This is a genomic window from Micromonospora sp. NPDC005205, from assembly GCF_040608275.1.
Lineage (GTDB): Bacteria > Actinomycetota > Actinomycetes > Mycobacteriales > Micromonosporaceae > Micromonospora.
This window is the reverse complement of the sequence record NZ_JBEXHV010000033.1, coordinates 17,939-40,409: the sequence shown is the minus strand read 5'-3', so window position 1 is coordinate 40,409 and position 22,471 is coordinate 17,939. Positions and strand designations below refer to the sequence as shown.

Sequence of the window (22,471 nt, the reverse complement as noted above, 5' to 3'; positions counted from 1 at the left end):
TCGCCGGAAGCTGCGAGAGCAGGGCCCGGCAGACAGTGGCCGGGCGGGCGGCCAGCGCCCGCCCCCACCCCCGGCCCTGGCCCCCAGTTGATCAAGAAGTTTCGGTGATGTTGCGCGGATCTTCCATCGAGATCGTGCTCGATCCTGGTTGTAGTGGTCTCCCGAGCTCGCGTTACCCCTCTATCCAGGATCGAGGGGCTCGCTCGACCGCTCCGATGGGTGATCCCGCCCCCACACCCCTTCGATCATGAAGTTATTGCCATCCGGATCGGCGTGTCGTGGCAATAACTTCATGATCAACGGGGTGTGGGGAGAGGGCTGGTGAAGGGGGTTCCGAGGTGGGGGGTGGCGAGGACGGTGGGGGAGTGGGTGCGCAGGGCGGTCAGCCGGGAGGTGCGGGCGAGTTCCGGGTCTTCCTCGTGGGCGTACGCCAGCTTGGGGTCGACGAGTTGCACCATGTGCACCAGCAGGTCCCCGGTGAGCAGCATCCGTTCGTCCGCCGAGGTCAGGAGCACCGACTGGTGACCGGGCGTGTGACCGGGGGTGGGCAGCAGACGTACCGCTGGGGTGAGGGCGGTCTCGCCGTCGACCACCCGGAGCTGGCCGGCGGCGCGCAGGGGCGCGATGAGCCCGGCCGGCAGCCCCGGGTTGAGCGTCTCCGCCGCGTCGATCTCGGCGCGCTGGAGCAGGTAGCTCGCGTTCGGGAAGTACGGCCGCCCCGGCGTGCCGGTGACCGCCCAGCCGATGTGGTCGCTGTGTAGGTGGGTCAGGACGACAGTGTCGACATCGGCGGGGTCGATGCCTGCCGCAGCCAACTCGGCGGGCATCCGCCCCGGCACTGGCGCCCAGCTCGCGGCGGGTGCGTCGGCTGGGCCGATCCCGGCGTCGACAAGCGTGACCGGCCCGTCTCCGGTGCGGATCGCGAAGCTGCGGAACGGCAGCCACCATTGCCCGTCGGCGGTCACCGAGCCGGGGTCGCGCCGGTCGGCCTCCGCCCAGTGCGCCGCCGTGGCCTGCGGAAATGCCTCCGCGCGGGGCTGGAAGAAGTCACCCTCACCGTCGGTGAGTGCGGTGACCGTGATAGACCCGAGGGTGCGGCTCAGTGGCATCGGACGATGATTCCAGGGCATTCCTGTTCCGCGCAGCCCGGTTTCGCCGGCCGGTCGAGGCCGGCTGGGGGCTGCCCGCCCAATTGCAGTACGCTCGTACTGCTTGAGCACGTGTCCCCCGAGAGGAGCGCCGGCCGATGGCGAAGATCAAGGTAAACAACCCGGTCGTAGAACTCGACGGCGACGAGATGACCCGGATCATCTGGAAGCAGATCCGGGAGCAGCTGATCCTGCCCTACCTCGACGTCGACCTGCACTACTACGACCTGTCGATCCAGCACCGCGACGAGACCGACGACCAGGTCACGATCGACGCCGCCAACGCCATCAAGGAGCACGGCGTCGGCGTCAAGTGCGCGACCATCACCCCGGACGAGGCCCGGGTCGAGGAGTTCGGCCTGAAGAAGATGTGGCGGTCGCCCAACGGCACCATCCGCAACATCCTCGGCGGCGTCGTCTTCCGTGAGCCGATCATCATGTCCAACGTGCCGCGGCTGGTCCCCGGCTGGACCAAGCCGATCATCATCGGCCGGCACGCCCACGGTGACCAGTACAAGGCCACCGACTTCGTCGTCCCCGGCCCGGGCACGGTGACCATCACCTACACCCCGGCCGACGGCGGCGCGCCGATGGAGATGGAGGTCGCCAACTTCCCCGGCGGCGGCATCGCCATGGGCATGTACAACTACGACGAGTCGATCCGGGACTTCGCCCGGGCGTCGTTCCGGTACGGACTGGACCGCAACTACCCGGTCTACCTGTCCACCAAGAACACCATTCTCAAGGCGTACGACGGTCGGTTCAAGGACCTCTTCGCCGAGGTGTTCGAGGCCGAGTTCAAGGACGAGTTCGCCGCCGCCGGCATCACCTACGAGCACCGGCTGATCGACGACATGGTCGCCGCCGCGCTCAAGTGGGAGGGCGGCTACGTCTGGGCCTGCAAGAACTACGACGGTGACGTGCAGTCCGACACCGTCGCGCAGGGCTTCGGCTCGCTGGGTCTGATGACCTCCGTCCTGCTCTCCCCGGACGGTCGTACCGTCGAGGCCGAGGCCGCCCACGGCACTGTCACCCGGCACTACCGGCAGTACCAGAAGGGTGAGAAGACGTCGACCAACCCGATCGCGTCGATCTACGCCTGGACCCGGGGCCTGGCCCACCGGGGCAAGCTGGACGGCACCCCGGCGGTCACCGAGTTCGCCAACACCCTGGAGCAGGTCATCGTCGACACCGTCGAAGGCGGCCAGATGACCAAGGACCTCTCGCTGCTCATCTCGCGGGACGCCCCGTGGCTGACCACCGACGAGTTCATGAACGCGCTCGACGAGAACCTGGCTCGCAAGATCGCTGCCTGATCCAGGCGTACCGCGTCATCGGAGCCCGCCGGCGTCTCAGCCGGCGGGCTTCGGCGTGTTCGGCGCCGCCGCGCCGGTCGGCGTCACTGCCCCCGGCGCGCCTCGTTGACCAGGATGGACGAGATGCCAGTCGCGTCCAGGAAGGTTGACCACGGTCGACCCGCGGCACCCGTGCGCCGATCAGCCAGCCTTCCCGGCTGTGCCGTGCACAGCCAGCCGTCCCTTCCCTGCGGGGGGCCCTGTCCCGGGCCCCCCGCGCCCTGTTTCCCGCCAAGCCAATGCCGCACAGCGCCGTGCCGTGCCGTGCCGTACCGAGCCGTGCCGTGCTCAGGCGCCGCGCACAGCAGGGCTGCTCAGGCGGCGCGTAGCAGGTCGGCGGCGCGTTCCGGAGCGATGTCGTTGATGAAGACGCCCATCCCGGATTCGGAGCCCGCCAGGTATTTCAGCTTGTCAGTGGCCCGCCGGATGCTGAACAGCTGCAGGTGCAGGTGGCCCAGCTCGCGGTCGACCCGTACGGGAGCCTGGTGCCAGGCCGAGATGTACGGCATTGGCATGTCGAACAGGCCGTCGAAGCGGCGCAGTAGATCCAGGTAGAGCGGCCCGAAGGCTTCCCGCTCGCTGTCGCTGAGCGCCGGGATGTCCGGCACCACGCGGTGCGGCGCGACGTGCACCTCGAACGGCCAGCGGGCGGCCGCCGGGACGAACGCCGTCCAGTGTTCGTTCTCGGTGACCACCCGGTCACCGGTGGCTCGCTCGGCGGCCAGCACGTCCGCGTACAGGTTGCCCCCGCCGGTTCGCTCGGCGTGCCGGCGTGCCGCGGCCAGCAGCGCGCGGGTGCGTGGCGTCACGAAGGGGTACGCGTAGATCTGGCCGTGCGGATGGTGCAGCGTGACACCGATTTCAACGCCCCGGTTCTCGAAGCAGAAGATCTGCTCGACGCCGGGCAGCGCGCCGAGCACCTCGGTGCGGTCGGCGAGGGCGTCCAGCACGGTGCGGACCCGGCGCGGGGGCAGGCTGGCGAAGGAGGCGTTGTGGTCCGACGTGAAGCAGACCACCTCGCACCTGCCGAGGCCCGGCCGGACCGGTGTGAACGGGGTGATCTCGCCGGGCTCCTCGGCCACCCGACCGCTCAGCGACGGGAACCGGTTCTCGAAGACCACCACGTCGTAGTCGGGTGCGGGGATCTCGGTCAGCCGGTCGCCCACCGACGGGTCGAGAGGGCACTCGTTCGCCGGCGGGAGGAAGGTGCGGGTCTGCCGGTGCACGGCGACCGCCACCCACTCGTCGGTCAACGGGTCGTAGCGCAGCTGCGACGCGGGGGGAGGCGGCGGCAGGTCCCGGCGGTCCGGCTGGTCGCGGACCGCGTCGTCGCGCTCGTCGAAGTAGATCAGCTCCCGGCCGTCGGCCAGGTCGATCGCGGTGCGCTTCACGGCGCCGTCCCCTCAGTTGTCGGCGTGCGCGTCACGCGACCCGCCCCTCTCGCCTTGACCATGATCAGTTCGCCCACCTGTTCGCCGAGTACCCGTCGTGCGGGTGGAGGCAACCGGTCGTCGCTGACCAGTACGTGGGCCGCCGTCAACCCGACGATCGAGGAGATGCCGACGGTGCCCCACTTGGTGTGGTCGGCGAGCACCACCAGCTGGTCCGCCGCCGCCACGAGCGCCCGATCGGTCTCCGCCTCCATCAGGTTCGGCGTGGTGAAGCCGGCCCGCTCGGTGATGCCGTGGACGCCCAGGAAGAGCAGATCCAGGTGCAGTGAGCGGACGGCCCCGACCGCGAGCGGACCGACCAGCGCGTCCGACGGTGTGCGTACGCCGCCGGTGAGCACCACCGTCTGGTCCGGGCGGCCACCGGCGTGCATGATCTCGGCCACCGGCAGCGAGTTGGTCACCACTGTCAGCTCGGGCACGTCCAGCAGCCGGCGGGCCAGTTCGGCGGTGGTGGTGCCGGCGGAGAGCGCGACCGCTGCTCCCGGCCGGACCAGTTGAGCCGCCCGGTCGGCGATGGCGGCCTTCTCCGGCAGTTGGCGGACCGACTTGGCGCGGAAGCCCGGCTCGTCGGTCGAGCTTGGCCCGGTCGTGGTGGCGCCGCCGTGCACCTTGGCCAGCAGGCCGCGCTCGTGCAGCGCATCGAGGTCACGCCGGATGGTCATGTCGGAGACGCCGAACTCGCCTGCCAACTCGCTGACCCGGACGCCGCCGATCGTGCGGACCCGCTCCAGGATGGCCGCCTGCCGCTGCTGAGCGAGCATCAGCCGTGCCTCCCCGAGCGTCCACGTACCCTCACGCGGTCAAACGTGTTCCAACAAAGATGAACACTAGCGCGTGCCGCTCAGCGGTGAAAGAAACGGGTACGGCGACGCCTCAGGCGGTGGCGATCTTCAGCTCCACCCAGCCGGTCTCGGTCAGATGGTGCAGCACGGCCTGCACCGCGTCCGCCACGCTCAGGTCGGTGGTGTCGAGCACCAGATCGGCGTCGGTCGGCTCCTCGTACGGGTCGTCGATGCCCGTCATCCCGGTGAGCAGGCCAGCTCGCGCCCGCGCGTACAGGCCCTTGCGGTCCCGCCGCTCGCACACCTCCAGCGGAGTGGCCACGTGCACCAGCACGAAACCCGATCCGGCGGCGAGAGCCATCTCCCGGGCGGTGGCCCGGGCCGCCGCGTACGGGGCGATCGGACAGCAGATGCCCACCCCACGGTGCCGGGCGATCTCGGCGGCCACCCAGCCGATCCGCCGGACGTTGAGATCCCGGTCGGTCTTGCTGAAGCCCAGCCCGGCGGAGAGTTCCCGACGCACCACGTCCCCGTCGAGCAGGGTCACCGTGCGGTCGCCGCTCTCCCGTAACGCGTCCGCCAGCCCTCGGGCGATCGTCGACTTGCCGGAGCCGGAGAGACCGGTCAGGAAGACCACCAGCCCTCGCTGCCGACGCGGCGGCCGGGCCCGGGCCAACTCCCGTGCCACGGCGGGCGGCGTGTGCCACTCCGGTAGCGGGAAACCCCGGTCGAGCAGGTCGTCGATCTCCGGCTGGGTCAGCGCGAGCCGGCGGTTGCGCGGCGGGATGTCCTCCCGCCAACGCCACTGCCCGTCGCGGTTGTCGTAGGCGAGTTCGCGCGGCACCAGCACCCGCAGCCCGGCGCCGGAGAGCATCTCCCCGGTGGAGAGCAGGTGGGTGACCCCGTACGCGGCCGAGACCCGGGCGCGCAGCAACGCGTCGCTGATCTCCTCGCGTCGGTGCGACAGCGGCACCGCGATCAGGGTGGCGGGCGGCATCCGGTCCCGCGCGGCGAAGATCGAACGGACCAGCGCCTCCGGTGGGAGCCCGTCTGCGCCGCCCTCGCCGACCGGGATCATCACGAGCAGATGAGCGGCCAGGGTGCGGGCGGCGTGAGCGATCTGGGCGAGCTGTGGACGATGCAGCGGCCGATCGGCGATCACACCGAGCACCCGGCCCGGGGGCAGCAGCGCACGGACCTCCTCGGGGTTGCGCCGCAGTCGCTGGAACGGGCCGTGCCCGCCGTCGCCCAGCCGCCGGACCTGGCCGCCCACTCCCGCCACGCCGTCGCGGACCGGCCAGACGTCGGCCACGTCCAGGGCGGCCGCCGGGGCGCCCTCCCCGTCGGTCAGCACGAGCGCCCGGCGGGCCGGGTCGCGCGGATCGAAGCTCTGCGCCAGGGCGGCCGGCACCTGGAGAACGACCGCGACCTGCCACGGTGTGCCGTCCGCCAGCCGGGAGCGTCGGCTGACCGAGACCAGGTCGGCGCGGGTCATGAAGCCGGTCAGCGGGGCGTACGCGCCGGTCAGCAGCAGCTCCAGATCCGCGAGCTCACCGGGACGTGGCGTGTACGCCGGTGCGTCACGCAGCACCTCGTCGGGCAGCACCCAGCCGTTGCTCATCCACACCCCCCACTCGCTGACCGGCACACAGTTTCGCAGCCGACCGCCCATCGGTCGAGGGCGCCACTCCAAGACCCACGCGGGCGGATCAGCGCTTGATCCGCCGGCCTACCGCCGACCGCAGCCGGTTCCACATCTTCCGCTGGTCGCGGATCCGGGGTCGCGAGCCGTCGGCCCGGCAGATGAACACCAGCGGCAGTCGTGCGTCCTCGGTCCAGCCCACGTTCGTGATCCGGGCCTTGAGCTGCCAGCTGCCTCTGGTCCGGCCCCCGTTGAGGGCGGCGAAGTCGATCGTGGCGGTGGCCCGGTGCACCAGGTGGACGGTGTCCGCTCCGGTCGTACCGGTGATCCGCTCGGTCTGGAAGGTGTTCGGAAGAAAGATCTCGGCGCCGGTCTCCCGGTGACGGGCCACCAGGTCCAGTCGGGCCTTGCGCACCTGCGCGGTGGCGTCGAGCACCTCGGGGGCGATCTCGTCCATCGGGAGCACCAGCACGTCGCGGCCATCGTCGGTGCGGAAGCCGACCGGCTGGTTCTCCGAGCGCAGCTCGGCGGCGAGGGTCACCGTGACGGCGTGGTCCGCGCGCTGGAGTTCGTCGATCGTGCCGTGCGCGGCGATGCCCGCCTCCCAGCGGGCCAGCTTGCGCAGGTCCGCGACGCGGCCCCGCTCCGCCAGGTATGCCACGGCCCGCAGCAGGGGTGGCAACCCGGCGGCGACACCAGGGGCGAAGCGGTCCTGGATGATCTTCTGGGTCTCCAGCGCGACCTGCTCCAGCCACGCCTCGTCGGCCTCCAGCAGCCGCTTGCCGCGCAGTCGGCTGATCATCTCGTTGCGCAGCCAGCGCCGGTGCAACCGGTCCCGTAGCGGACCGGGCTCGGTGTGCGCGTCGACGATGTCCAGCGCCTCCCGCACGGCCCGGTAGTAGCTCGACGGCTCCAGCCGGCCCGCGGTGACGTTGCGCGCGTCGGTCCGGTGGACGTGGTGGTAGCAGACGTAGTCGGACAGCACCGAGGTGTGCCGGCTCAGGAAGTAGGCCCGCACGACCATCGCGTGGTCCTCCAGCCGACGCTTTCCACCCTCCGGAAACCGCAGGTCGTGCTCGTTGAGGAAGGCGCGCCGGAACAGCTTGTGACAGGTCAGGCTGTCGATCAGGGGCGCGTTCGCCAGGGTGGCGTCGAAGCGGTTCTTGCGGAACAGCTCCCGCGGCACCGGGCGTCCGTACCCGGCCATCTTCCCCACCACGATGTCGGCGTCGTTGGCCTTCGCGCAGGCGTAGAGCCGCTCCAGTGCCTCGTCGGCGAACCAGTCGTCGTCGTCGGCGAAGAAGACGTACTCGCCGCGGGCGTGTTCGACCCCGAGGTTGCGCGGACGCGACGGCCAACCGGAGTTCTCGATGTGCAAAACCCTGACGTGTGGGTGCTCGGCGGCCAGCTGGTCCAGGCGCTCCGCGGTGTCGTCGGTCGAGCCGTCGTCGACGAAGACGGCTTCGAACTCGTCGGCGGGCAGTGACTGGCGCAGCAGCGAGGCAGCGAGCTTCTCGATGTGTCGGCCGCTGTTGTACGCCGGCACCACGACGCTCACCTTGGGGACGCCCACCTCGGCCATCAGGATTCCTCCCGCGTCGTCGGTCGATCACCGGGCGGGTCGATGCCTGGTGAACGGGAGGTGAATGGTGTCACCCGGGACGGGTCTTTCCCAAGGCGGGGTCGCGTCGAACGCGGGACCGGCGCAAACGTCGCGGGAGCCGCGGCGGGGGACCTTAGGGGTCCGGCGGGAAAAGGATCAGGGGAGTGCCGGGGGCGTGCCGGTGTCCCAGCTGGGCATCGACTCCCTACGCTGGGCCCGTGACACTGATCGCGACCCAGTCGCTCACCAAGACGTACGGAGGTCGGGTCACCGCGTTGGCCGACCTCACCGTCGCCGTCGAGCCCGGGATCATCGGCCTGGTGGGCGCGAACGGCGCCGGCAAATCCACGTTGATCAAGATTCTGCTCGGCCTGATCGCACCAACCAGCGGTCAGGTCTCGGTGCTCGGCATCGACCCGACCGCAGATCCGGCGGCTGTCCGCAGCCGCGTCGGCTACATGCCGGAACACGACTGCCTCCCACCGGACCTGTCCGCCGCCGAGCTGGTCACCCACCTCGGTCGGATGAGCGGCCTTCCCCGCACCGCGGCTCGCGAGCGGGCCTCGGAGGCGCTGCGGCACGTCGGGCTCTACGAGGAGCGCTACCGCCCGGTCGGTGGCTACTCGACCGGCATGAAGCAGCGCGTCAAGCTGGCCCAGGCGCTGGTTCACGACCCCGACCTGCTGTTGCTGGACGAACCGACCAACGGCCTGGACCCGGCCGGCCGCGACGCCATGCTGGCCCTGGTGCATCGGATCGGCACCGAGTTCGGCATCTCCGTGCTGGTCTGTTCGCACCTGCTCGGGGAGGTGGAGCGGATCTGCGACACGCTGATCGCCATCGACGGCGGCCGGCTGCTGCGCGCCGACAACATTTCCGCGATGACCACGGCCACCGACGTGCTCGCCGTGGAGGTCAGCGAGGGCACCGAGGAACTCGCCGCCCGACTCGCCGAGCTGAAACTGCCGGTCGCCCGGGACGGGCGACTGCTCCTCGTGCCGCTCGCCGACGACGGCACCTACGACCTGATCCTCGGTGCGGTCGCCGAACTGGACCTGCCACTGCACCGACTGGACCAACGCCGGCACCGGGTGGCCGAACTCTTCGCCACGAGGGAGCTCACACATGCCTGAGCCGTCCACCGCCGCCGTGCGCTCCACGCCGACCGGCGTCATCCACGACATCGGTTACCAACGCTACGAGGGCCCGAGGCTCGGCCGCCGGCAGGTCTTCGGCGCGCTCTACGGGCACGGTCTGCGCACCGCGTTCGGTCTCGGCCGCAGCGCCAAGGCCAAGATCTTCCCCTGGCTGGTGGTCGGCATCGTCTCCCTGGTGGCGGTGGCCCTGGCCGCAATACGCAGCCAGATCGGCGAGCCGGTGGCCACGTACGCCCAGTTCGCCGACGCGATGAGCTGGCTGGTCATCTTCTTCGTCGCTGTCGTCGCTCCGGAGCTGGTCTCCCGGGATCTGCGCAGCGGCGTGCTGCCGCTGTACTTCTCCCGGCCGCTGCCGCGCACCGACTACGCGTTGGCCAAGTTGCTGGCGCTGGTCACCGCCCTCTGGCTGCTGCTCGGCGGGCCGCAGCTGCTGATGTTCCTGGGTGCCGCGTTCACCACCAAGCAGGGCATGCGCGGGGTGTGGAACGAGCTGCTCGACCTGCTCCCCGGGCTGCTCTACGCCGGGCTGTGGGCGGTGGTCTTCGCCTCGGTCGGCCTGCTGGTCGCGTCGCTGACCGGTAAGCGCGCCTTCGCCGCCGGCGGTGTGGTCGCGGTCTTCCTGATGACCACCCCGATCGTGGGCGTGCTGAGCATCCTGCCGTCGCGTGCCGCCAACGAGCTGGCTGGGCTCGCCTCCCCCTCGACCCTGGTCCAGGGGGTGGGCATCTGGTCCCTGGGTGACCTGCTGGTCGAGGGCGATCCGGGCGAGATGATGATCGGCGGGTTCGGCCCGGTCTACGCCCTGGCCGCGGTGCTGCTGGTCGCCGGCGCGACCGCCCTCCTGCTGGCCCGCTACCGGAAGGTCGCCTCCTGATGAGCACGCTGAGCCTGACCGGGGTGTCCCGGTGGTACGGCAACGTGGTCGCTGTCAACGACATCAGCATGGCCCTCGGCCCGGGCGTGACCGGGCTGCTCGGCCCGAACGGCGCTGGCAAGACCACGCTGCTGCACATGATGGCCGGGTTCCTCTCCCCGTCGCGCGGCACCGTCACCCTCGACGACGAGCCGACCTGGCGCAACCCCGACGTCTACCGGCGGCTGGGGTTGGTCAGCGAGCGGGAGGCGGTGCAGGGTTTTCTCACCGCCTACGAGTTCGTGCTGGCCAGCGCGAAGCTGCACCGGCTGCCCGATCCGGCGGCCGCGGCCCGACGGGCGATCGATCTGGTGGAGCTGGAGTCGGCGCAGGACCGCCGGATCGGCACGTACTCCAAGGGCATGCGCCAGCGCGCCCGGGTGGCCGCCGCGTTGGTGCACGACCCGCAGGTGCTGCTGCTCGACGAGCCGTTCAACGGCATGGACCCGCGCCAGCGGCTGCACATGATGCAGCTGCTGCACACCCTTGGTGACGCTGGCCGGACGATCCTGTTCAGCTCGCACATCCTGGAGGAGGTCGAACAGGTCTCCGGGACGGTGCAGGTGATGGTGGCCGGCCGGTTGGCCGCCTCCGGCGACTTCCGGACCATCCGCCGGTTGATGACCAACCGCCCGCACGTCTTCGCGGTGCGCTCCACCGACGACCGGGCGCTGGCCGTCGCGCTGATCGCCGAGGCGTCGGTGAGTGGGGTCGAGTTGGACCCGACCGGGTTGACCGTGCGGGCCGGTGACTACGGCGCGTTCACCCGGGCGCTGCCCCGGATCGCGCTGAACAAGGGCATCCGGGTACGTCAGCTGGTGCCGTCCGACGAGTCCCTGGAGAGCGTCTTCTCCTACCTGGTGGAGGCCTGACATGTCGACAGTTACCTGGATCACCGCGCGCGGGTTGTTCGGCCGACGGCGGTTCCTGCTGCTGCTGCCGCTGCCGTTGGTGCTGCTCGGGCTGGCCGTGCTCTGCCGGTCGCTGGGGGTGGACCCGGGCCAGTGGGGGCCGCCGGTGCTGGTCGGCCTCGGGCTGGCCGTGGTGCTGCCGGTGGTTGCGCTGATCATCGGCACGGGCGTGCTGGGCGCCGAGATCGACGACGGCACTGTGGTGCACATCCTGACCAAGCCGCTGCCGCGCTGGCAGATCGTGCTGCCGAAGCTCGCGGTGGCCGCCGGGGTCACCGCGGTCACCGTGGCGGTGCCGCTCTACGTCGCAGGCGTGCTCGCCGACTCGGTACGCCTCGGACTGGCGCTGGCGGTCTCGGCGGCGCTCGGCGCGCTGGCGTACTCGGCGTTGTTCCTCGCGCTCAGCCTGGTCACCAGGCGGCCGGTGCTGCTCGGGCTGGTCTACGTGCTGATCTGGGAGGGGCTGCTGGGCAACTTCGTCAGCGGCACCAAGGTGCTCTCCATCCAGCAGTACGTGATCGCCCTCGCTGATCGCATCGCTCCCACCGGGCTGCTGGAGACCAGCGTGTCGGTGCCGGTGGCGTCGGTGATGACCGCGCTGGTCAGCGTCGGCTTCACAGTGCTCGCCATCGACCGCCTGCGCTCGTTCAGCGTGGCCGGCGAGACGAGCTGACAACGGTGGGAGCCGCTGTTCCGGCCAGCCCCCGCGCGGCGGTAGGGCTGGCCGGATGGACCGGTCGGGCCACCTCGGGCCAGGCTGGTGGGCGTGAGCGTCGAAGCGGAGCGGACGTCGTTGGCTGAGCCGTACTCCCGGAGCAGCCGCCCGTGGCTGACCAGCCTGGCCGTCGCCGGGCTGGCCTGTGCCACAGTCGCCACGGCGGCTCAGGGCAGCGGCCAGTTCCACTGGTGGGCGGTCTTCATCCTGATCCCGGCCGCGTTGATCGCGGCCAGCGGTGGGCCGTTGCTGGTTCGCGGCGGCGGCCGGGCCTTCGCCGGGTACATGCTCGCCTGCGTCGGCACGATCGTCTTCGCGGTCGGCGCGCTGCTGATGTTCGGCGTGATGGGGCGAGGCTGGCCGCTCCTGGTGGTGCTGCCCTGCCTGGCGGTGGCCGGCACCTACTGGTGGCGGGCGGCCCACCCGCTCGCCCGCGGCCTGCACCGGGCGGTGGCCCTGCTCGCGCTGACCGGCGCGCTGCTCGGCCTGACCCTGCAACTGATCCGGGTGGATCTGATCCACCTGAAGACCGGTTGGTGGGGCGCTTTCCTGATGTTGGCCGGGGCCATCGTGCTGGGCAACGCGGGGGAGCTGACCCGGCACCGGATGCCGTACCGCCTCCAGGCGATCACCCTGCTGGTGGGGCCCGCCGTGATCGCGTTCCTGCTCGGGCTGCGCTTCCTGCGCGGCTGGTGACGCACCGGTCCGCCGCTGCCCGAGCGGGCGGCGGCGGACCGGCAGGTCAGAAGGCGCAGGCGATGACCAACTCCGGGGTACGGTCCGGGAGCAGGTCGAGTTTGCCGATCCGGCCCGCCGCCCGTAGGTCGTCGGCGACCAGCGTGAGCTGCTCCAGCAGCGCCGCCGGGCCGAGCGCCTCCGCCAACGGCACCTCCGCCTTCATCGACAGCTTCCGCTCGGATTTGGCCCGTCGCACCTGGCTCAACGCGTCACCGGCGAGCCGCAGCAGCGCCGGGTCACCCGAGCCCTCGATCGTCCGGGCCACCTCGTAGGTGGTGGGCCACGGCGCCTGGTGCACCGAGCCGTACCGCCACCACGACCAGACCTCCTCGGTCACGTACGGCAGCACCGGGGCGAACAACCGCAACTGCACCGACAGCGCCGAGGCCAGCGCCGCCCGTGCGGAGTCCGCCGCCGGGCCGGTGCCGTAGGCCCGCTCCTTGACCAGCTCGATGTAGTCGTCGCAGAACCGCCAGAAGAACGCCTCGGTGACCTGCAGGGCCGCCGTGTGGTCGTACGAGTCGAAGGCGGTGCCGGCAGCGGTGACCACGGTGGCCAGTTCGGCGAGCATGGCCCGGTCCAGTGGTGCGGTCGTCGGGGCGCGCAACGCGTCAGCGGCGCCCAGCCCGAGCGCGAACTTGGACGCGTTGAGCAGTTTGGTAGCCAGTCGCCGGCCGACCTTGATCTGCGCCGGGTCGAAGGCCAGGTCCATGCCGGGCTTGCCGCTGGCCGCCCAGTAACGCACCGCGTCGGAGCCGTGCTGCTCCAGCAGCGCCAGCGGGGTGACCACGTTGCCCTTGGACTTGGCCATCTTCTTGTGGTCCGGGTCGAGGATCCAGCCCGAGAGCACGGTGTCCCGCCAGGGCAGCACCCCGTGCTCGAAGTGCGAGCGGACCACCGTGTCGAAGAGCCAGGTCCGGATGATCTCCTGTCCCTGCGGGCGGAGGTCCATCGGGAAGACCCGGGCGAACAGGTCCGGGTCGGTCTCCCAGCCACCGATGATCTGTGGCGTCACCGAGGACGTGGCCCAGGTGTCCAGAACGTCCGGGTCGCCGATGAAGCCGCCCGGTCGGCCGCGTTGCGACTCGTCGTAACCGGGCGCCGGATCGCTCGACGGGTCGACTGGCAGCGCGGACTCGTCCGGCGTGAGAGGGTGGGTCCAGTCCGGCTCGCCAGTGTCGTCGAGCCGGTACCACACCGGCACCGGCACGCCGAAGAAGCGTTGACGGCTGACCAGCCAGTCCCCGTTGAGGCCGCCCACCCAGTTGTCGTAGCGGTGTTTCATGTGCGTCGGCACCCAGTGCAGCTGCTCGCCCCTGCCCAGCAGCGTGGCTCGCAGCGCCGCGTCCCGGCCGCCGTTGCGCAGATACCACTGTCGAGTCGACACGATCTCCAGTGGCCGGTCGCCGCGTTCGTAGAACTTGACCGGGTGGGTGATCGGACGCGGCTCGCCGATCAGGTCACCGGCGTCGGCAAGCATCCCGACGATCTCCCGACGGGCGGCGTTGACGGTCTGCCCGGCCAGCGCCGCGTACGGCTGGGCCGGCACCCCGTGCGGCGGCTCGGGGAGCAACCGACCGTCCCGGCCGATGACCACCCGGGTGTCCAGCCCCAGCTCACGCCACCAGGTCACGTCGGTCAGGTCACCGAACGTGCAGACCATCGCGACACCGGTGCCCTTGCCGGGTTCGGCGAGGGGATGGGCGTACACCGGCACGTCGACGTCGAACAGCGGACTGCGCACGGTGGTGCCCACCAGGTCGGCGTACCGCTCGTCGTCGGGGTGGCAGACCAGCGCCACGCAGGCCGGTAGCAGCTCCGGCCGGGTGGTGTCGATGAGCACCTCCCGCCCGTCGGCCGCGGTGAACCGCAGCCGGTGGTAGGCGCCGGGGCGCTCCCGGTCCTCCAACTCCGCCTGGGCGACAGCGGTGGCGAAGCCGACATCCCACAGGGTCGGCGCCTCCGACTGGTACGCCTCGCCGCGGCGCAGGTTGCGAACGAACGCCCGTTGGCTGGTGGTCCGGGCGATCCGGCCGATGGTCGTGTACGTCAGGGACCAGTCCACCGACAGCCCGAGCCGTCGCCACAGCGCCTCGAAGGCCTGCTCGTCGGTGACCGTCAACCGTTCGCACAGCTCGATGAAGTTGCGCCGGGAGATCGGGGTGGGGTCGCGGCGGGCCGCGTCGTCGACCGGAGCCGCCGGTGGCCGCCACACCGGGTCGTACGGCAGCGCCGGATCGCAGCGCACCCCGTAGACGTTCTGCGCCCGACGCTCGGTGGGCAGGCCGTTGTCGTCCCAGCCCATCGGGTAGAAGACGGCCTTGCCGCGCATCCGCTGGTACCGCGCCGTGGTGTCGGTGTGCGTGTACGAGAAGACGTGCCCCATGTGCAACTCGCCCGATACGGTCGGCGGTGGGGTGTCGATCGAGAACACGTCGCTCCGCTGCTTCGAGCGGTCGAACGCGTACGTGCCTTCCTCCTGCCAGCGGCGTGCCCAGCTCTCCTCGAGCCCGTCCAGGGTCGGACGCTCGGGAACGCCGGCGCGGGCCGTCCTCGCCGTATCGGTCATCCTGCGATCGTAGGCACCTACCGGCTGCGGAGCGACGGAGTTGCGACCGAACACACCGGCCGGCGGTCGTGGCCTCGCTGGGGCGGCCCGGTCAGATCAGCGAGTCACGCCACTGGCGGTGCAGGGCGGCGTACCGGCCGTCGGCCTCGGCGAGCACTGCCGGCGGGCCGTCCTCGACGACAGTTCCGCCGTCGAGGACGAGCACCCGGTCGGCGGTTTCCACAGTGGACAGACGATGTGCGATCACCAGCGCGGTGCGGTCGCGCAGGATGGTGCCGAGTGCCCGCTGCACCAGACGTTCCGTCGGCACGTCCAGCGACGACGTCGCCTCGTCCAGGATCAGCACTGTCGGGTCGGCCAGGAATGCGCGGGCGAACGCGACCAGCTGCCGCTGGCCGGCGGAGAGCCGGCCGCCGCGCCGGTGCACCTGAGTGGCGTACCCCTCGGGTAGTGCGGCGATGAAGTCGTGCGCGCCGATCGCCCGCGCGGCGGCCTGGACGGCGGCGTCGTCGGCCCCCGGGCGACCGAACCTGATGTTCTCCGCGACGGTCCCGCTGAACAGGTGGTTCTCCTGCGTCACCAGCACCACCGCGCGGCGCAGGTCGGCGTCGTGTACGTCACGCAGGTCGACCCCGTCCAGCCGGACCGTGCCGGTGTCGGGGTCGTGGAACCGGGCGACCAGCTTGGCGATCGTCGACTTGCCCGCCCCGGTGGGGCCGATCAGCGCCACGGTCTGCCCGGCCGGCACTGTCAGCTCCAGCCGGCAGAGAATCGGGGTGTCGGCCCGGTAGCCGAAGCCGACCGAGCAGAAGATCAACTCACCGCGGCCGGGACCGGTCGGCAGCGGTGTGGGCCGGGCCGGTTCGGCGACGGCCGGTCGTTCGTCGAGCACCCCGGCCAGCTTCTCCAGTGCGGCGGTGGCCGACTGCAACGAGTTGTAGAACTGGCTCAGCTCCTGCATCGGCTCGAAGAAGCGGCGTAGGTAGAGCAGGAACGCGGCGAGCACTCCGATCTCGGTCTGCCCGCCGAGCACCCGCCAACCGCCGTAGCAGAGCACCGCCGCCACTGTGACGTTGCCGATCAGCTTGATCGCTGGCGAGTATGTGGCGATCAGCCGGAACGCGTGCAGGCTGCTCCGCCGGTAGTCGTCGCCGAGCGCCACGAAGATCCGTTGGTTGCGAGGCTCTCGGCGGAACGCCTGCACCGCCCGGATGCCCCGCATCGACTCGACGAAGTGCACGATGACCAGCGCGACCGCGTCCCGGGTCCGTCGGTACGCGCTGGCCGACGACCGGGCGAACCAGCGGGAGAGCCAGAACAGGAAAGGGAAGGCGAGCAGCGTCACGGCCGCCAGCGGCAGGTCCAGCCAGAGCAGGATGGCGGCCACCGACAGGATGGAGAGCCCGGCCAGCACCAGGCTGTCGATCCCACCGTCGACCAGCTCGGCGATCGAGTCCAGATCACTGGTGAGCCGGGAGACCATCCGGCCGGACGTGTACCGCTCGTGGAAGCCCACCGACAGCCGCAGGAAGTGCCCGAACACCCGCTGCCGCAGGTCGAGCAGAACGGCCTGGCCGATCCGGGCGGAGAGGGTGAGGAAGCCGCGGCGGGCCGCGTACTCGGTCACCGCGGCCACCGCGAACGCCCCGGCGACGGTGACCAGCGGGCTGGCGTCGCCGGCGCGCAACGGCGGGATGGCCCGGTCGATGCCGATCATGACCAGGTACGGGCCGGCCATCGCGGCGGCGTTCTGGGCCAGCAGCAGGGCGACCGCCGTGGCGAGACGCCGCCGATGCGGGCGGAGCAGGTCGCCCAGCAGGGTTCGGCTGAGCCGGCGTAGCCGGGCCACCGCCTCGGGGCTGGTGTCCTCAGCTCGACTGCGGTCGGCCTCCGGGTCGGTGGCGGTTCCGCGCCAGCGGTTGAGCTCGGGCTCCTCCTCGGGAGGGGGGTCGGCCTGCTCCGGCACCCTCACGAGCGCACCAGCCCCCACCCGTCCGAAGGCGACGAACTCGGGCCGCTGGCCCCGGCCGGAGGTGGCTGCCCGGCGGGCGGCTCGGCGGCGAGCAGCGCCCGGTACGCCGGGACGGTGGCCAGCAGGTCGGAGTGCCGGCCGGTCGCCGTGATCCGTCCGTCCTCCAGCAGGGCGACCCGGTCGGCCAGCGCGATCGTCGACGGCCGGTGCACCACCAGCAGCGCGGTGCTGTCGCGCAGGACCCGCCGCAGCGCCGCTTCGACCAGGGCCTCGGTGTGCACGTCGAGAGCGGAGAGCGGATCGTCCAGCACCAGCACCGCCGGTCGTCCGAGCACGGCCCGTGCCAACGCGAGCCGTTGCCGTTGCCCGCCGGAGAGGGACAACCCCTGCTCGCCAACCCGGGTCGCCAACCCCCAGGGCAGGTCGTACGCGAAGTCGGCCTGGGCCAGCGCGAGGGCCGCCCGGATCTCGTCGTCGCCGGCGTCCGGACGACCCAGGGTGAGGTTCTCCCGCACCGACATGGAGAAGAGCGTCGGCTCCTCGAACGCCACCCCGACCAGCCGACGCAGCGAGGCCAGCCGCAGCTCGCGCAGGTCGTGCCCGTCCAGGGTGATCCGGCCGGTGGTCACGTCGTGCAGCCGGGGCACCAGGGAGAGCAGCGTGCTCTTGCCGGAGCCGGTGGCGCCGACCAGCGCCAGCGTCTCGCCCGGCTCGATGGTCAGGTCGATCTCGCGGAGCACCCCGGTGGTGGCACCCGGATAGCTGAACGCGACCCGCTCGAAGCGCAGCCGACCGTGCACCGCGCTGCGCGGCAACGCGACAGCGCCGGCGGAATCCACTATCTCCGGTGGAGTGTCCAGCACCTCCTGGATGCGGTCGGCGGCGGTGGCCGCCTCCTGGCCGTTGGCGATGATCCAACCCAGTGACTGCACCGGCCAGATGAGCATCAGTTGGAGGCTGACGAACGCGACCAGCTCGCCGATGGTGAGCGCGCCGTGCGCGGCGGCGGCCGCCCCGGCCGCCAGCACCACCCCCAGGGTCACGTTGGGTACCAGGTCGAGCAGCGCCGAGGTGTTCGCCAGCAGCCGCCCCTTGCCGACGCCCGTGTCGTGCAGCCGCCGGGCAACACCGGCGAAGCGAGCGGCCAGCTCGGGCCCCCGCCCGTACGCCTTCATGGTGCGCAGGCCCTGCGCGGTCTCCTCGACCAGCGTCGCCACGTCGCCCTGCTGATCCTGCATCCGGCGGGACGCGGCGTGGTAGTGCCGGCCGAATCGGCGGCTGATCAGCAGCAGCGGCACCGCGCTGGCCGCGACCAGCACCCCGAGCGCCGCGTGCAGGTTGATCAGCAGCACCACCACGACCACGTACGTGGTCAGGTTGAGCACCAGGAAGAAGACGCCGAAGGAGAGGAACCGGCGGATCACCGACAGGTCGCTGGTGATCCGGGAGAGCAACTGGCCGGACTGCCAGCGGTCGTGGAAGCTGGTCGGCAGCCGTTGCAGGTGGGCGTAGACGTCGGCGCGCAGCGCCGCCTCCATGCCCACCGCCGAGGACGACTGGACCCACCGGCGGATGAAGGTGAGCACCGCCTCGACCACGCCGAGCAGCAGCGCCAAGCCGCCGAGCTGGAGCAGCCCGGCCGGTTCGTGTCGGGCCACCGGCCCGTCCACGACCCGCTGCACGACCAGCGGTACGGCGATCCCGGCCGCGGTGCCGGCGAGGCCCGCGACGAGCAGCCAGGCGAACTCGGCGGCGTACGGGCGCAGGTAGGGGCGAAGCCGCCAGAGGTTGTGCACGGGGTGGGTGCCCGCGGCAGCCCGGGCGGCCGGGTCGCCGTCGCTCTCCACAGGCACTACCAGACGGTAGCGTCAATGAGTGTCGGTGCTCCTGTCAGCTTGTTGTCAAGCGTCGCTCATGACCGAGAAGCCACTTCTTCACGTCCAGCCCCCAGCGGTAGCCGCCGAGCGTGCCGTCGGTGCGAAGAACCCGGTGGCAGGGCACGAAGAGGGCTGCCGCGTTCCGGGCGCAGGCAGCCGCAGCGGCTCGGACCGCCGGTGGTCGACCGGCCAGCGCGGCGTACCCGGTGTAGGTGACCGGGGTGCCCGGCGGGACCTCGCGCAGCACCTGCCAGGCGTGCGCCATGAACTCGCCACCGGTGCGTTGACGCACCGGCACCGTGTCGATGGCGGCGAGGTCACCGTCCAGGTAGGAGTGGACCGCCGCACTGACCGGGCCGAGGTCGGCCCGCTCCCGTAGCGGTGCCCGCAGGGCCGGATGGACCAGGGGCAGCAGCACCGCCGGATCCGGGGTGAAGCCGGCCGCACGTACGTCACCGTCGGGGCCGGCGAGGATGCTCAGTGGGCCGGCCGGTGTGCTCAGAACGGTGCTGTCGATGTTCATGCCGCTCTCCAGAGTCTGATCGTGGCGTAGGACCGCCAGGGACGCCAACGCTCGGCGTACCTGTCGAGGGTTTGTGGGGTGTCGGGCAGGCCGAGCGCCGCGGCGCCGCGCCGGACCGCGAGGTCGGAGCTGAGCAGGACGTCCGGGTCGCCGAAGGCGCGCATGGCCAGGTAGTTGGCGGTCCACGGGCCGATGCCGGGCAGCGCGAGCAGCCGCCGAACGGCCTCCTCCCGATCCACCCCCGCGGCGAGGTCGACGGATCCGTCCAGCACGGCCCGAGCCAACCCCCGCAGAGCCTCCCGCCGCCCGACCGGCATCCCGAACCCCGGGTCCGGCAGGGCCAACAGCTCCTCCGCGCCCAAGAACCCCCGCAGCTCACCTCGTTGATCATGAGGTTGACCTGGGGTTCGATCTTCTTCGACCTCGTCAACCTCATGATCAACGCGAGCGTGGGCGGCGAGGAGGCGGGTGAGGGTTGTTCTTGCCGACGTCACCGAGACCTGCTGGCCGATGATGGCGCGGACGGCCTGCTCGAAGCCGTCGACGGCACGGGGGACGCGGATGCCGGGTTCGGCGGTGATCGCCGGGGCCAGCGCCGGGTCGGCGGCCAGCGTGCCGTCGATGGCCGCCGGGTCCGCGTCCAGGTCGAGCAACCGGCGGCAGCGGGCCACCGCCGGCGCCAGGTCGCGCAGGTCGGCCAGCCGCAACGTCGCCGCCACGTGCCCGTCCGTCGGGGTCAGCGCCACCTGGCCGGTGCCGTGCGGCAACCGCAGACCCCGGTGGTACGTCCCGTCGCGGACCGCCTCCACGCCGGGCAACGCCCGCACCGCGAGGAAGTCCAGCAGCGCCCGGGCGTGCAGCGGCGGGCGGTACGCCAGCCGGAGCGAGATGGTCCCCGCCCCGGCCGGCGCCTGTTGGCGACCACGGGCAGTGCGCAGGTCCGACGGTGCGCTCGCGTACACCTCGCGAAGCGTGTCGTTGAACTGCCGCACGCTGCCGAAGCCGGCGGCGAACGCGATCTCGGCCATCGCCAGGTCGGTCGTCTCGATCAGGATCCGGGCGGTCTGGGCGCGTTGGGCCCGGGCCAGCGCGAGCGGCCCGGCACCCATCTCGGCGCGCAGCATCCGGTGCAGGTGCCGCTCGGTGTAGCCCAGCCGGGAGGCCAACCCCGGTACGCCGTCGCGGTCGACAACCCCGTCGGCGATCAGCCGCATCGCCCGACCGACCACGTCCGCGCGGACGTCCCAGAGCGGTGAGCCGGGCGCGGCGTCCGGCCGGCAGCGGCGGCAGGCGCGCAGCCCGGCGCCCTGCGCGGCGGCGGCGGACGGGAAGAACCGGACGTTCTGCCGCTTGGGCGTGATCGCCGGGCAGGACGGCCGGCAGTAGATCCCGGTGGACGTCACACCGGTGTAGAACCAGCCGTCGAACCGCTGGTCACGGCTGTCGACGGCCCGGTAACACCGCTCGAAGTCCATCTCCATGTCACCGATGATGCCCCGCTCGGCCGGTCGTCGGCTGGCGGGAATCGGACCTGGGCGTGCCGGTGCGCGGAGAGCCGGTCAACGGGGGCGTCGACGCCGCCGGTGCGGCTGGCCGGCTCGGCTCGCCTGGCCGGATGGGCTCGGCTGTGCGGCTCGGCTGGGCTGGCTCGGCTGTGCGGCTCGGCTCGGCTGGGTGGCGCGGTGCGGCTGGCCGGTCAGCAGGGCCGATCGGAACACGCCGTCCGGGTCGTACCGCTTCCACAGCCGTCGGACCCGGGCCCCGGTCTCGCCCGGGTAGATCCGGGCGAACGCGGCCGGGTCCGGCCGGCTCTCGAAGTTGACGTACGCGCCGTCGGCGCGGGCCCCGGCGGCCCGCCAGGCGGCGTTCAACGCGGCGTCGGCCTGCGGCGGAAACACCGAGGCCACGATCAGCGTGTCCTGGTGGCGATGCGGGTACGCGGTCGCGTCGGAGGCGACGTCGTTGACCGCGCCGCCCAACGAGCGGAGCTGGATCACCGCCCGCCCCGGCCCGGTCACCGCCCGAGTCACGGCCCGCGCCCCGGCGTCGTCCAGCGAGGTGAACAGACCGTTCGTGGTCGTGCCACGCTGCTGCCCGACGTTGGGGTTGAGGTGCGCGGTCGGTACCAGCGTCGGGTAGGGCAGCAGGTCGGTCCGGTGTTCGAGCACCTTGCCGATGGCCAGCAGCGGTTCCACCGCCGGCCGGGCCCGGCGCAGGCTCTCGGCGGCGACCACCGCGGTGATGGACATGAGGACCGATCGACCCTCGGCGAACACCACGGCGGCCGCCGACAGCTCCCGTGGCGCCTGGGCGAGGTAGCTCGTCCACTCGCGGACGGTGCGGCCGTCCGGATGCGCCTCGACGACCAGCTGCGCGACGCCGACGTTGCGCTGCTCGACCGCCTCGATCTCGAAGGCCACCACGATGCCCGCGCCGGCCCCGGCGCCGCGGACCAACCAGAACAGCTCCGGCTCGTGGTCGGCGTCCGCGCGTACCAGCGTCCCGTCCGCCAGCACCACCTCCACGGCGCGGACCCGGTCGATGGTGAGACCGTGGGCGCGGACCAGCCAGCCGACACCACCGCCGGTGGCCAGGCCGCCGACGCCGACGCCGCCGTAGTCACCCGAGCTGATCACCAGTCCGTACGGGGCCAGCGCCTTCGCCACGTTCGCCCAGCGGGCACCGGCCTCGACCCGGACCAGCCCAGCCCGCTCGTCGATCACCTGAACCCGGTTGAGCATGGACAGGTCGATGACGACCCCACCGTTGTTGGACGAGGCTCCGGAGAGGCCGTGCCCGCCGCTGCGGACTGCGATGGGCAGCCGTTGCTCCCGGGCGTAGCGCAGCGCGTCGACGACCTGCGCTGTGGTCTTCGGCAGCAGGACCGCAGCCGGTGACGCCGACCGGGTGTACGTCGAGCGCAGTTGCGCGTACCGACGGTCGCCGGGCGTGACGATCTGCCCCCGGAGGGAGTCGGGCACCCGGGCCATGGCGGTGCTCATCGTCGCCGCCGCAGTTGGCGCCTCGGGTGTCCGGGATCGGTCATGGCCCAAGGATGAGCGGGCCTGCCGGCCTCGACAAATTCGGTGGACCGGTGCCCGCTGGTCACCGCGGG

Annotated in this window: 17 protein-coding genes; 6 read left to right on the top strand and 11 right to left on the bottom strand. The window is 71.8% G+C overall.

What is annotated here, in order from left to right; translation table 11 throughout:
* Positions 1 to 296: 296 nt before the first annotated feature.
* Entirely contained in the window at positions 297 to 1,109 is an 813-nt protein-coding gene (locus ABZU43_RS32470) for an MBL fold metallo-hydrolase (protein WP_355010185.1), read from the bottom strand.
* A gap of 137 nt (positions 1,110 to 1,246) precedes the next feature.
* Here ABZU43_RS32470 and ABZU43_RS32465 point away from each other — a divergent pair, with 137 nt between their 5' ends.
* A complete protein-coding gene (locus tag ABZU43_RS32465; protein WP_355010184.1) occupies positions 1,247 to 2,464 on the top strand; it encodes an NADP-dependent isocitrate dehydrogenase in 1,218 nt (405 codons plus the stop codon).
* Between the two features lie 353 nt (positions 2,465 to 2,817).
* Here ABZU43_RS32465 and galT read toward each other — a convergent pair whose 3' ends face one another.
* From galT to ABZU43_RS32445, 4 genes are all read right to left on the bottom strand, one after another.
* Positions 2,818 to 3,894 (bottom strand): galactose-1-phosphate uridylyltransferase, encoded by a 1,077-nt coding sequence (gene galT / locus ABZU43_RS32460; protein ID WP_355010183.1) that lies wholly within the window; start codon positions 3,892 to 3,894, stop codon positions 2,818 to 2,820.
* Positions 3,891 to 4,715: a DeoR/GlpR family DNA-binding transcription regulator gene (locus ABZU43_RS32455; protein ID WP_355010182.1), complete on the bottom strand. Its 825-nt coding sequence runs from the start codon at positions 4,713 to 4,715 to the stop codon at positions 3,891 to 3,893. Before ABZU43_RS32455 ends, galT begins: the two co-directional genes overlap by 4 nt.
* A gap of 112 nt (positions 4,716 to 4,827) precedes the next feature.
* Entirely contained in the window at positions 4,828 to 6,357 is a 1,530-nt protein-coding gene (cysC, locus tag ABZU43_RS32450) for an adenylyl-sulfate kinase (RefSeq protein ID WP_355010181.1), read from the bottom strand.
* A gap of 88 nt (positions 6,358 to 6,445) precedes the next feature.
* Positions 6,446 to 7,960: a glycosyltransferase gene (locus ABZU43_RS32445; RefSeq protein WP_355010180.1), complete on the bottom strand. Its 1,515-nt coding sequence runs from the start codon at positions 7,958 to 7,960 to the stop codon at positions 6,446 to 6,448.
* Between the two features lie 239 nt (positions 7,961 to 8,199).
* Between ABZU43_RS32445 and ABZU43_RS32440 the strand changes: the two genes are divergently transcribed.
* From ABZU43_RS32440 to ABZU43_RS32420, 5 genes are all read left to right on the top strand, one after another.
* Positions 8,200 to 9,114 carry an ABC transporter ATP-binding protein gene (locus ABZU43_RS32440; protein WP_238681676.1) on the top strand — a complete coding sequence of 305 codons (915 nt, stop codon included), beginning with the start codon at positions 8,200 to 8,202 and terminating at the stop codon, positions 9,112 to 9,114.
* Positions 9,107 to 10,012, top strand: coding sequence for an ABC transporter permease (locus tag ABZU43_RS32435; RefSeq protein WP_355010179.1), 906 nt, complete (start codon positions 9,107 to 9,109; stop codon positions 10,010 to 10,012). The genes ABZU43_RS32440 and ABZU43_RS32435 overlap by 8 nt, the downstream gene beginning before the upstream one ends.
* A complete protein-coding gene (locus tag ABZU43_RS32430; RefSeq protein ID WP_355010178.1) occupies positions 10,012 to 10,923 on the top strand; it encodes an ABC transporter ATP-binding protein in 912 nt (303 codons plus the stop codon). The genes ABZU43_RS32435 and ABZU43_RS32430 overlap by 1 nt, the downstream gene beginning before the upstream one ends.
* 1 nt (position 10,924) lies before the next feature.
* Positions 10,925 to 11,635 (top strand): ABC transporter permease, encoded by a 711-nt coding sequence (locus tag ABZU43_RS32425; protein WP_355010177.1) that lies wholly within the window; start codon positions 10,925 to 10,927, stop codon positions 11,633 to 11,635.
* A 93-nt stretch (positions 11,636 to 11,728) separates the two neighbouring features.
* Positions 11,729 to 12,373 (top strand): hypothetical protein, encoded by a 645-nt coding sequence (locus tag ABZU43_RS32420; protein ID WP_355010176.1) that lies wholly within the window; start codon positions 11,729 to 11,731, stop codon positions 12,371 to 12,373.
* Between the two features lie 46 nt (positions 12,374 to 12,419).
* On the opposite strand, the gene valS is transcribed toward ABZU43_RS32420, so the two are convergent.
* The 6 genes from valS to ABZU43_RS32390 all read right to left on the bottom strand — a co-directional run bounded on the left by valS (position 12,420) and on the right by ABZU43_RS32390 (position 22,358).
* A complete protein-coding gene (gene valS, locus ABZU43_RS32415; protein ID WP_355010175.1) occupies positions 12,420 to 14,984 on the bottom strand; it encodes a valine--tRNA ligase in 2,565 nt (854 codons plus the stop codon).
* 91 nt (positions 14,985 to 15,075) lie between these two features.
* Positions 15,076 to 16,956 (bottom strand): ABC transporter ATP-binding protein, encoded by a 1,881-nt coding sequence (locus ABZU43_RS32410; RefSeq protein ID WP_355010174.1) that lies wholly within the window; start codon positions 16,954 to 16,956, stop codon positions 15,076 to 15,078.
* A complete protein-coding gene (locus ABZU43_RS32405; RefSeq protein WP_355010173.1) occupies positions 16,953 to 18,809 on the bottom strand; it encodes an ABC transporter ATP-binding protein in 1,857 nt (618 codons plus the stop codon). Before ABZU43_RS32405 ends, ABZU43_RS32410 begins: the two co-directional genes overlap by 4 nt.
* Before the next feature lie 37 nt (positions 18,810 to 18,846).
* On the bottom strand, positions 18,847 to 19,356 hold the full coding sequence (locus ABZU43_RS32400; RefSeq protein WP_355010172.1) for a methylated-DNA--[protein]-cysteine S-methyltransferase: 510 nt from the start codon (positions 19,354 to 19,356) through the stop codon (positions 18,847 to 18,849).
* Entirely contained in the window at positions 19,353 to 20,837 is a 1,485-nt protein-coding gene (locus tag ABZU43_RS32395; protein ID WP_355010171.1) for an AlkA N-terminal domain-containing protein, read from the bottom strand. The genes ABZU43_RS32400 and ABZU43_RS32395 overlap by 4 nt, the downstream gene beginning before the upstream one ends.
* Before the next feature lie 78 nt (positions 20,838 to 20,915).
* Entirely contained in the window at positions 20,916 to 22,358 is a 1,443-nt protein-coding gene (locus ABZU43_RS32390) for an FAD-binding oxidoreductase (protein ID WP_355010170.1), read from the bottom strand.
* Between the last annotated feature and the right edge of the window lie 113 nt (positions 22,359 to 22,471).

What these genes read in the sequence shown, in the direction of transcription:
- ABZU43_RS32425 (WP_355010177.1), top strand. Translation starts at nt 10,925, where the DNA reads ATGTCGACAGTTACCTGGATCACCGCGCGCGGGTTGTTCGGCCGACGG.
- ABZU43_RS32465 (WP_355010184.1), top strand. Translation starts at nt 1,247, where the DNA reads ATGGCGAAGATCAAGGTAAACAACCCGGTCGTAGAACTCGACGGCGAC.
- ABZU43_RS32470 (WP_355010185.1), bottom strand. Translation starts at nt 1,109, where the DNA reads ATGCCACTGAGCCGCACCCTCGGGTCTATCACGGTCACCGCACTCACC.
- ABZU43_RS32445 (WP_355010180.1), bottom strand. Translation starts at nt 7,960, where the DNA reads ATGGCCGAGGTGGGCGTCCCCAAGGTGAGCGTCGTGGTGCCGGCGTAC.
- cysC (WP_355010181.1), bottom strand. Translation starts at nt 6,357, where the DNA reads ATGAGCAACGGCTGGGTGCTGCCCGACGAGGTGCTGCGTGACGCACCG.
- valS (WP_355010175.1), bottom strand. Translation starts at nt 14,984, where the DNA reads ATGACCGATACGGCGAGGACGGCCCGCGCCGGCGTTCCCGAGCGTCCG.
- ABZU43_RS32430 (WP_355010178.1), top strand. Translation starts at nt 10,012, where the DNA reads ATGAGCACGCTGAGCCTGACCGGGGTGTCCCGGTGGTACGGCAACGTG.
- ABZU43_RS32390 (WP_355010170.1), bottom strand. Translation starts at nt 22,358, where the DNA reads ATGAGCACCGCCATGGCCCGGGTGCCCGACTCCCTCCGGGGGCAGATC.
- ABZU43_RS32455 (WP_355010182.1), bottom strand. Translation starts at nt 4,715, where the DNA reads ATGCTCGCTCAGCAGCGGCAGGCGGCCATCCTGGAGCGGGTCCGCACG.
- ABZU43_RS32435 (WP_355010179.1), top strand. Translation starts at nt 9,107, where the DNA reads ATGCCTGAGCCGTCCACCGCCGCCGTGCGCTCCACGCCGACCGGCGTC.
- ABZU43_RS32400 (WP_355010172.1), bottom strand. Translation starts at nt 19,356, where the DNA reads ATGAACATCGACAGCACCGTTCTGAGCACACCGGCCGGCCCACTGAGC.
- ABZU43_RS32395 (WP_355010171.1), bottom strand. Translation starts at nt 20,837, where the DNA reads ATGGAGATGGACTTCGAGCGGTGTTACCGGGCCGTCGACAGCCGTGAC.